This window comes from Streptococcus sp. 151470009-6, assembly GCF_053628175.1.
Window position 1 is genome coordinate 13,478 of the sequence record NZ_JBSEZF010000004.1, and the last position, 15,879, is coordinate 29,356.

Here is a 15,879-nt window from a genome sequence, read left to right on the forward strand (position 1 = left end):
AATGATCGATATTCATTCGCACATCGTTTTTGATGTGGACGATGGTCCAAAGTCGATAGAGGAAAGTAAAAACCTTCTAAGAGAGGCCTATAGTCAAGGAGTGCGAACTATCGTTTCAACATCGCATAGACGAAAAGGAATGTTTGAAACTCCTGAAGAAAAGATCGCAACCAACTTTCTCAAGGTAAGAGAAATGGCTAAGGAAGTTGCTAATGACCTAATCATTGCCTATGGGGCTGAAATCTACTATACTCCGGATGTCGTTGAGAAGTTGGAAAAGAAATTAATCCCCACGCTAAACGATAGTCGCTATGCCTTGATTGAATTTAGCATGAATACACCCTATCGAGACATGCATAAGGGACTGAGTGATATTCTAATGCTGGGTATTACGCCTGTCATTGCCCACATTGAACGCTATGATGCTTTAGAAAACAATGAAAAGCGCGTGCAAGAGCTGATTGACATGGGATGTTATACTCAAGTCAATAGTTCTCATGTCTTGAAACCTAAACTCTTCGGAGAAACTTATAAATTCATGAAAAAGAGAGCTCAGTATTTCTTAGAGCGTGACCTCGTTCATGTAATCGCTAGTGATATGCACAACTTGGATCATAGACCGCCTCATATGGAAGAAGCCTATGATATCATTGCCAAAAAATACGGTGAAAACAAGGCCAAGGAACTCTTTAAAGAGAACCCAAGAAAAATCATAATGGATCAACTAATTTAGGAGAAAAAATGAAAGAAAAGAATATTATGGAAATTGATGTATTCCACTTGTTAAAAATTCTATGGAAACGAAAATTGCTGATTGTCTTGGTAGCATTCGTGACAGGGGCAGTAACATTTGCCTACAATAGTTTTATTGTGAAACCAGAGTTTACCAGTACTACCCGCATTTATGTGGTCAACCGTAATCAGGGAGATAAGCCTGGTTTGACCAACCAAGACTTGCAAGCGGGATCATACTTGGTAAAAGACTATCGTGAAATCATTCTCTCGCAAGACGTTTTAGAAAAAGTTGCGACTGATTTGAAATTAGATCTCCCTCCAAAAGGTCTAGCTGGTAAAATTAAGGTAACAGTTCCAGTGGATACGCGTATTGTTTCTATCTCTGTTACTGATCGTGCACCTGAGGAAGCGAGCCGTATCGCTAACTCTTTGAGAGAGGTTGCTGCTCAAAAAATCATCAGTGTCACGCGAGTTTCAGATGTGACAACACTTGAAGAAGCGCGTCCTGCAACATCCCCATCGTCTCCAAATATCCGTCGCAATACCATGGTTGGATTTCTTGCTGGAGCGGTTGTAATGGTTGTTACGGTTCTCCTAGTTGAACTCTTAGATACACGAGTGAAACGTCCAGAAGATATCGAAGATGTGATGCAAATTGCGCTATTGGGAGTAGTTCCAAATTTGGATAAATTGAAATAGGAGAGAGAGATGCCAACATTAGAGATTGTACAAAAAAAATTAGATTTGGCAAGAAAAGCTGAAGAGTATTACAATGCGCTTCGTACCAATATACAGTTGAGTGGGAATAATTTGAAAGTTATTTCGATCACGTCTGTGAAACCGGGTGAAGGGAAGTCAACTACTTCTACAAATATTGCTTGGGCCTTTGCGCGTGCGGGCTATAAGACGCTGTTAATCGATGCCGATATTCGTAATTCTGTCATGTCAGGTGTTTTTAAATCGCGCGAGAAGATTACTGGGCTAACAGAGTTCTTATCTGGGACGACAGACCTATCACAAGGGCTATGTGATACCAATGTTGAAAACTTGTTTGTTATTCAAGCGGGTTCTATATCACCAAACCCAACAGCCTTGCTACAAAGTGAAAATTTTGCAACCATGCTTGATACCTTGCGTAAGTACTTTGATTACATCATCGTGGATACAGCGCCAATCGGAGTCGTCATCGATGCAGCTATCGTCACTCAAAAATGTGATGCTTCTGTTTTGGTAACGGCAGTAGGTGAAGCTAATAGAAGAGATGTTCAAAAGGCGAAAGGGCAGCTCGAACAAACAAGCAAACCATTCTTAGGAATTGTGCTCAATAAATTGAATACATCTGTTGAAAAATATGGTTCCTACGGTGCTTATGGCTCTTACGGAAATTATGGGAGAAAATAGGGGCTCTTGTAGTTTAAAAATTTTCTGAGGATGTTATTACAAGGGGGAGTTTAGGTGAAACAAAATAATATCATCTATTTTTGTTTTAAAAGATTTATGGATGTAATTATCGGCTTGTGTGGAACAATATTTATTGTGTTACCCTGTTTTCTAATCATCTTTTCAATCTACAAGATTAAAGGATATAAAGGAAGTATATTTTTTACACAATATAGAGCAGGTCTCAGAGGGAAAAAATTTAAAATCATTAAGTTTAGATCAATGGTCGAAAACGCAGAAGAAATTCTGATTTCGAATAAGGAACTTTATGAAAAATATAAAAACAATAGCTATAAATTGCCACCAAACGAGGATCCACGGCTTACAAATATTGGAGATTTTATAAGAAGAACAAGTATTGATGAAGTTCCTCAGTTTATAAATTTGGTACTAGGTGATATGAGTCTTATTGGGCCAAGGCCAATTCTTGAAAATGAACTAGATGAATATTCTAAGGAAGAGCAGGAAGTTTTATTGTCTGTTCGTCCTGGAATTACGGGGATATGGCAAGTTTCAGGTAGGAGTCAAGTATATTATCCTGAACGTTGTGAGATGGAATTGTATTATCCTAGAAATCAGTCTTTATGGCTAGACATCAAAATTTTCTTTTTGACTATTAGAAGAGTGTTATCTGGTGACGGAGCTCATTGAGAATTCAAGCTGAGTCAGTATGAAGTGGAATATATAAAGATAAAATTGAATACAAAAAGGATATCTTTGGTATTCAATTTTATCTTTTTGGGTCAGGATAGTTTTAGTGAAAATCTATTTTGGCTGGATATTTTTTAATAGAGAATGATTACAATTTTGATTAAAAGGTAGTTGAGCTAGTTATGGATGAAGGGAATTGAATTAGGATATAGAAATGTCTAAAACGTATAGAATCATAGTTGCAACACATAAACAATTTCAAATGCCAGAGGATAAGGACTTGTATATCCCTATCCAAGTTGGTAGTGAGGGTAAGGAAGATTTAGGTTATCAACCAGATAATCAAGGAGTCCATATTTCTCACCTTAATCCTTATTATTGTGAATTAACAGGATTATATTGGGCTTGGAAAAATTTAGAATGTGATTATCTTGGATTGGTACATTACCGTAGATATTTCACATCAAAACGACACTCATATAGAGAAGCAATTAGTATGGATGATATTATTCTTTCAAAGTCAGAAGTTAAAAACTTGCTGTCAAAATACGATGTTGTCGTTCCTAAAAAACGGAAATATTATATTGAAACGCTATACTCTCACTATGCACATACTCACGATGCCAATCATTTAGACGTGACACGTCAGATTGTTAGCGAGTTGAGACCGGATTATATCGATGCTTTTGATCAGGTCATGAAACAACGCAGTGGCTATATGTTCAATATGTTTATCATGTCCAAAGAAAATGTAGCAGCCTATTGTGAATGGTTGTTCCCAATTATCGATGAACTCTATAGAAGATTAGACATTACAGACTATTCTGCTTTTGACGCTAGATTATTTGGTCGTATCAGTGAACGCTTGTTCAATGTTTGGTTGGCAAAACAAGATTTGCGGGTAAAAGAGATTCCGTTCATTTATATGGAAAAAATTGATTTGATTCAAAAAGGGAAGTCCTTTTTACAAGCAAAATTCTTTGGAAAAAAATATGGACAGAGTTTTTAGATAGGGATGAATAATAAGAATGAAATTAGTACTAAAAATAAAATCTGTACCAGAACTTTTGGCTCTTGTTGCTTTAGGGATATTTTTAACGGTTTCGATATTAAATGTAACTTTTTATGCTCGGTATCTGCCTGGAACAGTTTATAAATTAGCGATAGCTTTTTCCCTCTTTCTTTTGGTTATAAAAGAGTCGTTTAAGAGAAAATATGATTATAGAACTCTCATTGGTTTGTTTGCAACGATTTTAATTTATTTTATAGTGGGGAAAATAACAGCTCTCAGTTCAGAACTTCCTGTAAGTATATTATTTATTTATACTTTACGAGATATTCCCTTTAAGAAGGTGGCGAAAACATCATTAGTCGTTAGTATGTGCCTGTTGTTTTTTGTTATCATAAGCGCAAGATTAGGAATCATAACGAACTATGTAGAAATTTCTGGTCCTCGAGTGCGGACCTACCTAGGTTTTAGATATGCTCTATTTCCTTCGATTTTACTGATGAATATAGTTGCTATTGTGTTTTATTTAAAGCAAAACAAAATCCAATACTGGCAATGGTTACTGTTGGCTCTTTCTGTTTATTGGGTATATGATCAAACGGATTCTCGTTTAACATTTTATAGTTCCTGTGTATTGCTGACATGCAGTTTGTTAATAAAATGGTTTCCGAAACTATTTTCAAAGTTAGGATATGTGTTTAAAGCTTTTAAACCAACCTTTATTGTAAATGCAGTTATTAGTTTTTGGATCTCCGTTACCTATCTCAATTCAAGTCATTCTTTTATCAATGATCTTCTTTTTAAAGTGAATCATATGTTAGGTGGTCGGATATACTTGGCTAATAAATCTTTAAATCTCTATGGTTTTGGATTTTTTGGACGACCAGTTTACTGGAATGGGAATGGTCTGACTGTTGAAGGTGTTAGAAACTATCAGACCTATCTGTATGTGGACAATTTGTACGTCCAAATTTTACAGAGATTTGGTCTACTCATCCTGGGATTAATGGTCTCAGTTCTATCTTTGACACTACTTAAAGTCATTAAGAAACGACAGTGGATTCTTGCTCTGATTTTGATATTAATGAGTTTTCACTCTATGGTTGATGATTTGAATTTGTATCTTCATAATAATATTTTTTGGATATTGGTAGGTGTTTTAATAAACCCGGATTATCAGTTTTCTGATGAAAGCGATGAAGATCTAGGGGGACGTTCGTCTGAAAAAATTGTATAGTGAAATGGTAAGAAGTATTTAACAAGAACTTAAGAGAGCATAGACTGGAAAGACGGTTTTATTTCGATTTATATAGGAGGAAAGTATGTCGGATATCAAAATCATTCAAGATAAGATTTTATCTATTTTGAAAGAGTTTATTATTATTTGCGAAGAAAATAACCTAACCTACTATGCTCTAGGTGGGACTTTACTAGGTGCTGTTCGTCATCAAGGTTTTATTCCTTGGGATGATGACATTGATATTGGAATGCCCAGGGAAGATTATGAAAAGTTCAAAAAAATAGCTTCAAATGTCTTGCCAGAAAACTACAAGTTTTTAAGCGAAGGTACATTAAATTATAAAAAAGCTTTCTCTGTGATCCGAGATGATTCTACAAAAATCATCATGAATTATAGTAAAGAAGAATTGGTAGAAAGTTTGTGGATAGACATTTTTCCGCTAGATGGTATGCCGTCTAATGCTTTAAAGAAAAAAATTCATTCTTTGAGATACTTGTACGCAAGGATGATGGTTCAACTCTCGCAATTCAATAGTTTGGTGAATCAGAAAAAAGAAAATCGACCATTCATTGAAAAGATAATTATTGCTTTTGCGAATGCTGTTAATATTGAGAAGATTATTTCCTTTACCTGGGCTCAGAAAAAATATTTACAAACGATAAAAAAATATTCGTTTGATGAAGCTTATGCAGGAAATTATACGGGAGCTTACAAATTAAAAGAGATAGTACCAAGTGATTACTTTGGAGAACCAGTCCTATTACAGTTTGAAGATCTTAAACTTTGTTGTCCTTGCAAATACAAAGAATATCTAACAGCCATTTACGGAGCGGATTATATGCAATTGCCGCCAGAAGATAAAAGGACTCTTCACCACTACGAGATTATATCACTGGGTGAAAATGAAGGGGAAGTGTAGTTTAAAGATGAAAAAAATCGCTTTAGTGAAATGGAGTATCGATAGAACAGATGGAGGACTGAAAGTAGCAACCAGCCTTGCAAATGAGTTATCAACTATGTATGAAGTTCATCTTCTCTCGATGATTTCTACAGAAAACAATTTCTTCTCGCTGAAACAATCGGTTCGATATCAAAATTTATCATCAAAGAAAATATCTATGAGTAAAAATTTTCTCGAAGCGGTCAAGTTGTTGAGAAACTATCTGAAAGAAGAGAACATTGATATTGTTTTTGGAATCGGAATGAGTATGAATACAGTTGGTGTAGCAAGCACAATTGGTTTGAAAACAAAATTTGTTTCCTGCGACCATACAAATTCTATAGTAGATATTGATACGAAAGTTAAGAAGATACAAAGGTATATTGGAGCGAAATTTGCTGATAAACTCGTGACCCTTACTCAAGAAGACCGTGAAAATTATATAAAAAAATACGGTGTTTCTGAGGAAAGAATTTGCTACATCTATAATTGGAAAGAGGCTGCTCTTTCAGATATCTCCTATAATAAAAATTCAACTAAAATCGTGACGGTTGGCCGTTTCGATTATCAAAAAGGATATGATTATCTTGTTCAAGTCGCGAAAAAAGTGTTAGCGAAAAGGTCTGACTGGACTTGGGAAATCTACGGTTCCGGAAGTCAAGATGAAGTGGACAAAATCAGAAATCTAATCAACGAAAATGATTTACAGGATAAGTTAGTCATCAAAGGGCTTGAAAAAAATCAGGATTTGATTTATGGAGATAAAGGGATTTATGTCATGACATCTCGCTATGAAGGTTTACCTCTAGTTCTACTGGAAGCACAGCAATACAATCTTCCTATAGTTAGCTTTAGTTGTCCGACAGGACCGAACGAAATTGTTGATGATGGAGTTAATGGCTATCTGGTTGAGTGTTATGATACGGACAAGTTGAGTGAAAAATTGCTTGAACTGATGGAAGATTCGAACTTGCGAAGTTCCCTCTCCAATCATGCCAAGGATAATATGGATAAATTCGATAAGGAAAAAATTCTCAAGCAGTGGATTGAACTAATTGAGACGATTTAAGAGATAAGATGAAGGATTGCTTGTTATCAATTGTAATGCCTAGTTATAATATTTAGAACTACATTTCAAAAGGGCTGGAGTCTTTTCAACAAGTGCTTCCGAATTATAAAAATAAATTTGAAGTACTGGTTGTCATGGATGGTCAATAATTCTGAAAGGTCGTTAAAGGAACTATATAGAAAGCTTGAGTAAAGCTCATATAAATACGTTCCTACGAAAAAATTTGACAGATTGTCTTACTTAAATTATAGGACTAACTTTGCTTTGGGAATAATTTTTAATCCGATTTTGAAGAAATACTCTAAAAAGAAAGAAAAAGAGAGGGGCGTTTAAGATGTTTATCAGCATCGTTGTTCCTGTTTATAATGTTGCAGACTATCTGCATTTTGCGATAGAAAGCTTAATTAAACAGACCTATCAAAACTTTGAGATAATCCTTGTAAATGATGGTTCCACAGATAATTCTCCTATATTATGCGAAGATTATGCAAAGCAATATGAAAATATCCATGTTTTCCACAAAGAAAATGGTGGATTATCTGATGCACGTAACTTTGGAGTGGCGAAAGCCAACTCAGACTGGATTTTCTTTTTAGATCCGGATGATTATCTTGAAGAATATACTCTAGAGTTAATCGTGAAAATTCAGGAAACACATCAAGCAGACTTGATTTCAACAAAGGTAAAAGCCACTTCAAAATATAATGCTTATACTTCTTATCGATTGCAAGACTCAGACTATAAAGATTTGGCTCCGATTACAAAAGAAAAGGCTCTGGAACTAATGTTGGATGACAAAGTTGCAACGGTTTCTGCTTGTGCTAAGCTTTATCGGAAATGCATCTTGGAACGCGTTCCATTTCCAGTCGGGAAAATCTATGAGGATTTTTATGTTGTAGCAGAACATCTTGCCTTAGCTGAAAGAATCGTGATCAGTCCACTTGAAACCTACAATTACTATCGTAGGGAAGGGAGTATAGTTCGTTCAACTTTTACTGAAAAAAGATATGATTTCTTTGAAGCTGTTGCAAAAAATGAGGAAGTTATTAAAAGAGAGTACATTCAGAGTCCAGAATTAAAGCAAGCTTTGCAAGCTAAAAAATTATTAGGTGGTTTTGTAGTAATTGGTGCAAAAGCTGACTCAGGCTTAAAAGATTTTTCAAAAGATAAAGAGTTGTTGAGAGTCGAAATGGGTAACTTGTTAAAAAATAATAAGTTATCATGGAAACTAAAACTGAAATACCTTATTTTTATTTTTAGCCCTAAATTGTATTTGTTGCTACGATAGTCTCGTGCATAGATCCAATTTAATTTGCAACAAGTGTCAAAAAAATGTAGGAAAGAGGAAATATGAAAGAAGTTTTTAGAATAATTGACCATTATAAGTATGACCAGTCAAGCTTTTTGTTTTCACTGATTAATTCTAAATTGGATGACTTGAAATGAAAGTATTAAAAAACTACGCCTACAATCTTTCTTATCAATTGTTGGTAATTATACTTCCGATTATTACGACTCCCTATGTAACACGGGTCTTTTCTTCGGATGATTTAGGGACGTATGGATACTTTAATTCCATTGTCACCTACTTTATTCTCTTAGCGACGTTAGGAGTTGCTAACTATGGTACTAAGGTCATTTCAGGACATCGTAATGAGATTAATAAAAACTTTTGGGGTATCTACTCTCTACAATTAGGGGCAACAGTTCTTTCTCTGTCCTTATATGCTCTTCTTTGTCTGACCCTTCCCTTTATGCAAAATCCGGTAGCCTACATTCTAGGCTTGAGTTTAGTTTCAAAAGGTTTAGACATTTCCTGGCTCTTTCAAGGGCTAGAAGATTTTCGAAAGATTACTGTTCGAAATATCACAGTTAAACTTGTTGGAGTCATTTCAATCTTCCTCTTTGTCAAATCTGCAAATGACCTATATCTCTATGTTTTTTTGCTAACCATATTTGAACTTTTGGGGCAACTAAGTATGTGGTTACCTGCTCGGAAGTTTATCGGCAGTTCTCATTTTAGCATAGAATATGCTAGGCATCATTTAAAGCCGGTCATATTATTATTCCTTCCTCAAGTAGCTATTTCTTTGTACATTACGCTGGATCGTACCATGCTTGGAGCCTTAGCTTCTACAAAAGATGTAGGAATTTATGACCAGGCCCTAAAATTAGTAAATATCCTTCTGACCTTGGTAACTTCCTTGGGAAGTGTTATGTTGCCTCGAGTAGCTAACTTATTAGCAACAGGAGATCATAGAGCAGTCAATAAGATGCATGAAATGTCCTTCCTCATTTATAATTTAGTGATTTTTCCAATAATGGCAGGAATTTTAATCGTCAATGATGATTTTGTTCAGTTTTTCCTTGGGCAGGATTTTCAGGATGCACGTTATGCAATTGCCATTATGATCTTCCGTATGTTCTTTATCGGTTGGACCAACATCATGGGAATTCAGATTTTAATTCCCCATAATAAAAATAAAGAATTCATGATTTCAACAACAGCTCCCGCAATTATCAGTGTAGGTTTGAACTTACTATTCCTTCCTAAACTTGGATATATCGGAGCAGCCATTGTTTCTGTTTTGACAGAGGCGTTGGTATGGGCGATACAATTATACTTTACCAGATACCTAAAAGAAGTTCCAATTATCGGATCTTTGACAAAAATAGTCCTAGCATCAGCTATCATGTATGGTATATTGCTAGGTTTAAAAACAGTTATACATTTTTCACCAACCATAAATGTTATAGTATTTGCAGTGCTTGGTGGAATCATTTATCTTTTTGCAATTCTATCTTTGAAAGTGGTAGATGTAAAAGAATTAAAACAAATCATTAAGAAATAATGGAGTTAACTATGTACGATTATCTTATCGTTGGTGCTGGTTTGTCTGGAGCAATCTTCGCACACGAAGCTACAAAACGCGGTAAAAAAGTTAAAGTGATTGACAAGCGTGATCACATCGGTGGAAATATCTACTGTGAAAATGTTGAGGGCATCAATGTCCACAAGTATGGTGCCCACATTTTCCATACTTCCAATAAAAAAGTATGGGACTATGTTAACCAATTCGCTGAGTTTAACAACTATATCAACTCGCCAGTGGCTAACTACAAGGGGAGTCTTTACAATCTTCCTTTCAATATGAACACCTTCTACGCTATGTGGGGGACTAAGACACCACAAGAAGTCAAGGACAAGATTGCCCAGCAAACGGCTGATATGAAAGATGTTGAGCCCAAGAACTTGGAAGAACAAGCCATCAAGTTGATTGGTCCAGATATCTATGAAAAGTTGATCAAGGGCTACACAGAAAAACAATGGGGACGTTCTGCAACAGACCTTCCGCCATTTATTATCAAGCGCCTCCCAGTGCGTTTGACCTTTGATAACAACTACTTTAACGACCGTTACCAAGGTATTCCAATCGGTGGCTATAACGTCATCATTGAAAACATGCTTGGCGATGTAGAAGTAGAGCTTGGTGTTGATTTCTTTGCCAATCGTGAAGAGCTAGAAGAATCAGCTGAAAAAGTTGTCTTTACAGGGATGATTGACCAGTACTTTGACTACAAACACGGGGAGTTGGAATACCGTAGCCTTCGTTTTGAGCATGAAGTCTTGGATGAAGACAATTATCAAGGAAATGCTGTGGTCAACTATACAGAACGTGAGATTCCTTATACTCGTATCATCGAGCACAAGCATTTCGAGTATGGTACTCAACCAAAGACGGTTATCACTCGTGAGTATCCAGCTGATTGGAAACGTGGAGATGAGCCATATTATCCAATCAATGATGAGAGAAACAATGCCATGTTTGCTAAGTATCAAGAAGAAGCAGCCAAAAATGACAAGGTTATCTTCTGTGGTCGCTTGGCAGATTATAAATACTATGATATGCATGTAACTGTTGAACGTGCATTGGATGTGGTAGAGAAAGAACTAGGAAGTATCTAAGAACATCACAGATAAAGGGGAGAAAAGGTGAAATATTATCTGAAGGATTCATTTCTGAGTAATGAATATGAAAAGAATGCAGGAAATAAGGCACGAAATGACGTAGAAGCTATTCTAGTCTCAGAGGGTTATAAGGGGTTGGAACTCAAGGTTGAGAATTGGTATAAGATGAATTTCTTTAAAGCTCAGCAACACAAATATCGTGCGCTCAAGTCTGTCTTTGATCAGTTGGGAGCTGGGGATGAATTGCTGATTCAGTTCCCAATTATCCACCATACATTTTTCATCTCACAACTCATTAAGCAGGCGCAAAATAGAGGGGTCAAATTCTATCTTGTGATTCATGATATTGAAACCTTGCGTCATGTAGGAAATTCAGCAGTGAAACTTCGTCATAAAGTGAGAAATTACTTCCAAGAGAAGGCAGCTCTTACATCAGTGGATGGCATTATCGTTCATAATGATATCATGAAAAATGCTTTGACAATTCAAGGCATACCATCAGATAAAATGGTTAGCTTGGAGATTTTTGACTATCTGATTCCGAACTTTGAGGAAAAAAGTGTTCCACAAAAAGAAGAAGCGATTATCATCGCCGGAAATCTAATTCCAACAAAATCAGGCTATCTTTATAATTTGCCAGAACAGCCAGCCTATAATCTCTATGGAATGGGGTACGATGAAAGTCGTGCATTGAAAAATACCACCTACTTTGGTTCCTTTATGCCAGATGACCTCCCAAATGCTCTTCAAGGTAGTTTTGGTTTGGTGTGGGATGGTGATAGTTCAGAAACTTGCCAAGGTTCTTTCGGAAATTACCTACGTATTAACAACTCCCACAAGGCTTCTCTTTATTTGGCTTCGGGCTTTCCTCTAGTTGTTTGGAAAGAGTCTGCCCTTGCGCATTTTGTGCTAGATAAGCAATGTGGTATAGCAATTGATTCTCTAAATGACCTCCAGAAGGCACTGGACGATTTGACAGATCGAGATTACATGGAACTGTCAGCTAATGCTAGACAAGTAGGAGTAGCGCTTCGAAATGGTGATTATCTGAAATCGGCTATTTCTAAATTGAAGTAAGAATTTGAAGCTACTCATTAATCAGTTCGTTAGAAAGATTACTTCATTATGAAAGGTATTATTCTTGTAGCGGGTTCGGGAACGCGCCTGTACCACTTACTCGGGCTGCGTCAAAACAGCTGACACTTATGACCACGTAACAAATCAAGCTAGTCACGTCCTCCGCTATGCTATCGATGCCAGCAAACTTCGTGATGAACTAGGATGGAAACCCGAGTTTACCAACTTTGAAGAAGGCCTCAAAGAGACCATCAAATGGTATACAGACAACCCAGACTGGTGGAAATCTGAAAAAGAAGCGGTAGAGGCTAACTATGCTAAAACGCAACAAGTGATTAAATAATCCGATACTAAAAAGCAAGAGACCTCATGGTCTCTTGCTTTTTATGTATGTCGTAATCTTTTATTTTCTTACTTCTTGTTTATAAAACTCTTTAAGGGTATCTTGCCAGGTTGGAATGACGAAACCTGTTGCCTTTGCTTTTGCCAAGCTCATAGTTGAGTTGAGAGGTCGTTTGGCCTTGGCAGGAAACTTGCTGGAGTCTACTGGAATCACTTCAACATCACTGTCTTTAAGAATCTCGACAGCAAAGTCATACCAAGTGGTGTCTTCAGCTGCGTCATTTGACAAATGGTAGTAACCATACTCTTTTTCATTTTCAGTCAAATAGGTCATGAATTCGACCAAGGTTCGTGTCTAGGTTGGGCGGCCGTGTTGGTCGTTGACTACAGTGAGCGTTTTATGGTTTTTGGCTAGGCTTCGCATGGTAAAAACAAAGTTTTCTTTCCATAATTTCCAAAGACCCAAGCAGTACGGATAATGTAATGCTGTGACGTAAGGTTTTCAACGAGTTCTTCCCCCATTCGTTTGGCACGTCCGTACTCTGTTTGCGGATCCGGTAGGTCATCGACTTCCCACTCTTGTCCAACGGGTTTCTTTCCATCAAAGACGTAGTCTGTTGAGATATAGACCAGAGTAGCTCCATATTTTTCAGAGGCCTTGGCTACATTTTCAGTTCCAGTTACGTTGATGGCAAAATCCAGTTCTTTCCCCTCATCTTCGGCTGCATCCACAGCAGTGTAGGCTGCACAATGATAGACTAGAGTTGGTTTAACCTCAGCAAATACCTTCTCAACCATTTCAGCATTCGTGATATCCATTTCGGCCACATCCACTGCAACATAGTCCACATTTCGTTCATCTAGTAAATAACGTAGTTCAGTACCGAGTTGACCATTTGCACCTGTAATTAATATCATTGTCTTCTCCTTCACTTTTCTTCTATCCTAATCATAGTAAAAAGGTGCTAAAAAATCTGTTATCCGGTCTTATTTTAAGGATTTGTGCCAGAAAAATATCGTGTTAGGAAATATGAATGTGAGGTAAATTTTTTAATAGAAAACCATTTTATCAGAATTTACCAAATTAAGTAAAAAATTCAGAAAATTCTGTTGACATCTCTCTAAAAAGAGTCTATAATGGAGAGAAAGTTTTAAAGGAGAAATAAATGAAAAGTTCAAAAATATTTGCCCTTGCGGGTGTAACCTTATTGGCGGCGGCGACTCTAGCTGCTTGCTCTGGATCAGGATCGAGTGCAAAAACTGAGAAGACATTCTCATATATCTATGAAACAGACCCTGATAACCTCAACTATTTGACAACTGGTAAGGCGGCTACTGCAAATATTACCAGTAACGTTGTTGATGGCTTGCTAGAAAATGACCGCTATGGTAACTTTGTACCGTCAATGGCCGAGAATTGGTCAGTATCCAAGGATGGATTGACCTATACTTATACCATTCGGAAGGATGCAAAATGGTATACTTCTGAAGGAGAAGAATACGCAACGGTTAAAGCGCAAGACTTTGTAACTGGTCTAAAATATGCTGCTGATAAAAAATCAGATGGTCTTTATCTTGTTCAGGAATCAATCAAAGGATTGGATGCCTATGTGAAAGGAGAAATCAAAGATTTCGCTGAAGTAGGTATTAAGGCTCTTGATGACCACACTGTTCAGTACACCTTGAACAAGCCAGAAAGCTTCTGGAATTCTAAGACAACGATGGGGGTAATGGCTCCAGTTAATGAAGAGTTCTTAAACTCTAAAGGGGATGATTTCGCTAAAGGAACAGATCCAGGTAGCATCCTATATAATGGCCCATTCTTGCTAAAATCTATCGTAGCCAAATCTTCTGTTGAGTTTGAAAAAAATCCAAACTATTGGGATAAGGACAATGTTCATCTTGATAAAGTGAAATTGTCCTACTGGGATGGTCAAGATACCAACAAACCAACCGAAGCCTTCAAAGATGGCAGCTTTACAATGGCCCGTCTCTTCCCAACAAGCGCTAGCTACCCAGAGACTGAAAAAGAATATAAAGACAATATTGTTTATACACAACAAGACTCATCAACTTTCTTAGTTGGTATCAATATCGATCGTCAGTCTTATCAATACTCATCTAAAACAACTGATGAACAAAAAAATTCTACCAATAAAGCTCTTCTAAACAAAGACTTCCGTCAAGCACTTGCCTTTGGTTTTGATAGAACAGCCTATGCTTCTCAAGTCAATGGTGCAAGTGGTGCTACTAAGCTACTTCGTAACTTGTTTGTACCGCCAGCATTCGTGCAGGCAGATGGAAAGAACTTTGGCGAAATGGTTAAAGAAAAATTGGTGACTTATGGTGACGAGTGGAGCAACGTGAACTTGGCCGATGCTCAAGATGGACTCTATAACCCAGATAAGGCCAAAGCAGAATTTGCCAAAGCTAAGGCAGCTCTTCAAGCTGAAGGTGTGCAATTCCCAATTCACTTGGATATGCCTGTAGACCAAACCAATACAACAAAAGTTCAACGTGTTCAATCCTTCAAACAATCGCTTGAAGCTACTCTAGGGGCAGAGAACGTCGTTGTCGATATCCAACAACTTCAAAAAGATGATGTCTTGAATATCACTTACTTTGCTGAAACAGCTGCTGGAGAAGACTGGGATATCTCAGATAACGTTGGATGGTCCCCAGACTTTGCAGACCCATCTACATACCTAGATATCATCAAGCCATCTGTAGGGGAAAATACAAAGACTTACCTAGGATTTGACTCTGGAACAAACAACGCTGCAGCGAAGCAAGTTGGTTTGGAAGACTACGAAAAAATGGTTGTTGAAGCTGGTGAAGAAGTGAATGACGTTTCAAAACGTTATGAAAAATATGCTGCTGCCCAAGCTTGGTTGACAGACAGTGCCTTGCTCATCCCAACAACTTCCCAAACTGGTCGTCCAATGTTGTCTAAGATGGTTCCATTTACACTTCCGTTTGCATACTCTGGTAACAAGGGTATGAGCGAAGCCCTCTTGTATAAATACCTAGATGTACAAGATAAAGCAGTAACAGCAGATGAATACCAAAAAGCTCAAGAAAAATGGTTGAAAGAAAAAGAAGAGTCAAATAAAAAGGCTCAAGAAGATCTCGCAAACCATGTGAAATAACTTTTTAAAAATAAAGGATTTAGCCATTGAGATGATGGTTAGGTCCTTTTTTATCATTGCTATAAGACTCTGTAAGATGAGAAACAGAATTTTTCAGAATAGAGAAGAAATTCTTCATTTTTAGTTTTTCCCTATTGCTTTCTTTCTCATTATTTGTTATATTAAAAGTACAATTATTTTTTTATTACGCTTAAGCATTGCACTTTCGGAGGAAGGAGTATTTTTTAAAAAAGAAATGTAAACGCTTACGTGAAAAC

Annotated in this window: 13 protein-coding genes and 2 pseudogenes; 14 read left to right on the forward strand and 1 reads right to left on the reverse strand. The window is 36.9% G+C overall.

Annotated elements, in window-relative coordinates; genetic code table 11:
- Position 1: 1 nt before the first annotated feature.
- The 13 genes and pseudogenes from cps4B to ACUW6H_RS06315 all read left to right on the forward strand — a co-directional run.
- On the forward strand, positions 2 to 733 hold the full coding sequence (gene cps4B, locus ACUW6H_RS06255) for a capsular polysaccharide biosynthesis protein Cps4B (RefSeq protein WP_268705604.1): 732 nt from the start codon (positions 2 to 4) through the stop codon (positions 731 to 733).
- A gap of 8 nt (positions 734 to 741) precedes the next feature.
- The gene (gene cpsC, locus ACUW6H_RS06260; RefSeq protein WP_096408316.1) at positions 742 to 1,434 is read left to right on the forward strand and encodes a capsular polysaccharide biosynthesis protein CpsC; all 693 of its coding nucleotides are present in this window, start codon (positions 742 to 744) and stop codon (positions 1,432 to 1,434) included.
- A 9-nt stretch (positions 1,435 to 1,443) separates the two neighbouring features.
- Positions 1,444 to 2,136, forward strand: coding sequence for a tyrosine-protein kinase (locus tag ACUW6H_RS06265; RefSeq protein WP_061408034.1), 693 nt, complete (start codon positions 1,444 to 1,446; stop codon positions 2,134 to 2,136).
- 96 nt (positions 2,137 to 2,232) lie between these two features.
- Positions 2,233 to 2,826 carry a sugar transferase gene (locus ACUW6H_RS06270; RefSeq protein WP_096408892.1) on the forward strand — a complete coding sequence of 198 codons (594 nt, stop codon included), beginning with the start codon at positions 2,233 to 2,235 and terminating at the stop codon, positions 2,824 to 2,826.
- A gap of 214 nt (positions 2,827 to 3,040) precedes the next feature.
- On the forward strand, positions 3,041 to 3,835 hold the full coding sequence (locus ACUW6H_RS06275) for a DUF4422 domain-containing protein (protein WP_096408314.1): 795 nt from the start codon (positions 3,041 to 3,043) through the stop codon (positions 3,833 to 3,835).
- 19 nt (positions 3,836 to 3,854) lie between these two features.
- The gene (locus tag ACUW6H_RS06280; protein WP_096408311.1) at positions 3,855 to 5,072 is read left to right on the forward strand and encodes a polymerase; all 1,218 of its coding nucleotides are present in this window, start codon (positions 3,855 to 3,857) and stop codon (positions 5,070 to 5,072) included.
- Between the two features lie 85 nt (positions 5,073 to 5,157).
- On the forward strand, positions 5,158 to 5,994 hold the full coding sequence (locus tag ACUW6H_RS06285) for a LicD family protein (protein ID WP_096408309.1): 837 nt from the start codon (positions 5,158 to 5,160) through the stop codon (positions 5,992 to 5,994).
- Between the two features lie 7 nt (positions 5,995 to 6,001).
- A complete protein-coding gene (locus tag ACUW6H_RS06290) occupies positions 6,002 to 7,084 on the forward strand; it encodes a glycosyltransferase family 4 protein (protein WP_268703123.1) in 1,083 nt (360 codons plus the stop codon).
- A 334-nt stretch (positions 7,085 to 7,418) separates the two neighbouring features.
- Positions 7,419 to 8,372: a glycosyltransferase family 2 protein gene (locus ACUW6H_RS06295; RefSeq protein ID WP_096408303.1), complete on the forward strand. Its 954-nt coding sequence runs from the start codon at positions 7,419 to 7,421 to the stop codon at positions 8,370 to 8,372.
- Positions 8,373 to 8,526: 154 nt separating this feature from the next.
- A complete protein-coding gene (locus ACUW6H_RS06300; RefSeq protein ID WP_454363057.1) occupies positions 8,527 to 9,936 on the forward strand; it encodes a flippase in 1,410 nt (469 codons plus the stop codon).
- An 11-nt stretch (positions 9,937 to 9,947) separates the two neighbouring features.
- A complete protein-coding gene (gene glf, locus ACUW6H_RS06305; RefSeq protein WP_096408298.1) occupies positions 9,948 to 11,051 on the forward strand; it encodes a UDP-galactopyranose mutase in 1,104 nt (367 codons plus the stop codon).
- Positions 11,052 to 11,078: 27 nt separating this feature from the next.
- A complete protein-coding gene (locus ACUW6H_RS06310) occupies positions 11,079 to 12,131 on the forward strand; it encodes a galactofuranosyltransferase (RefSeq protein ID WP_096408296.1) in 1,053 nt (350 codons plus the stop codon).
- Positions 12,132 to 12,243: 112 nt separating this feature from the next.
- Positions 12,244 to 12,474 (forward strand): annotated as a pseudogene (locus tag ACUW6H_RS06315) (dTDP-glucose 4,6-dehydratase); the annotation flags it as partial.
- A gap of 60 nt (positions 12,475 to 12,534) precedes the next feature.
- Here ACUW6H_RS06315 and rfbD read toward each other — a convergent pair.
- A pseudogene (rfbD, locus tag ACUW6H_RS06320) lies at positions 12,535 to 13,391 on the reverse strand (dTDP-4-dehydrorhamnose reductase).
- Positions 13,392 to 13,639: 248 nt separating this feature from the next.
- Between rfbD and ACUW6H_RS06325 the strand changes: the two are divergent.
- On the forward strand, positions 13,640 to 15,622 hold the full coding sequence (locus tag ACUW6H_RS06325; protein WP_454363060.1) for a peptide ABC transporter substrate-binding protein: 1,983 nt from the start codon (positions 13,640 to 13,642) through the stop codon (positions 15,620 to 15,622).
- The last annotated feature ends 257 nt before the right edge of the window (positions 15,623 to 15,879 follow it).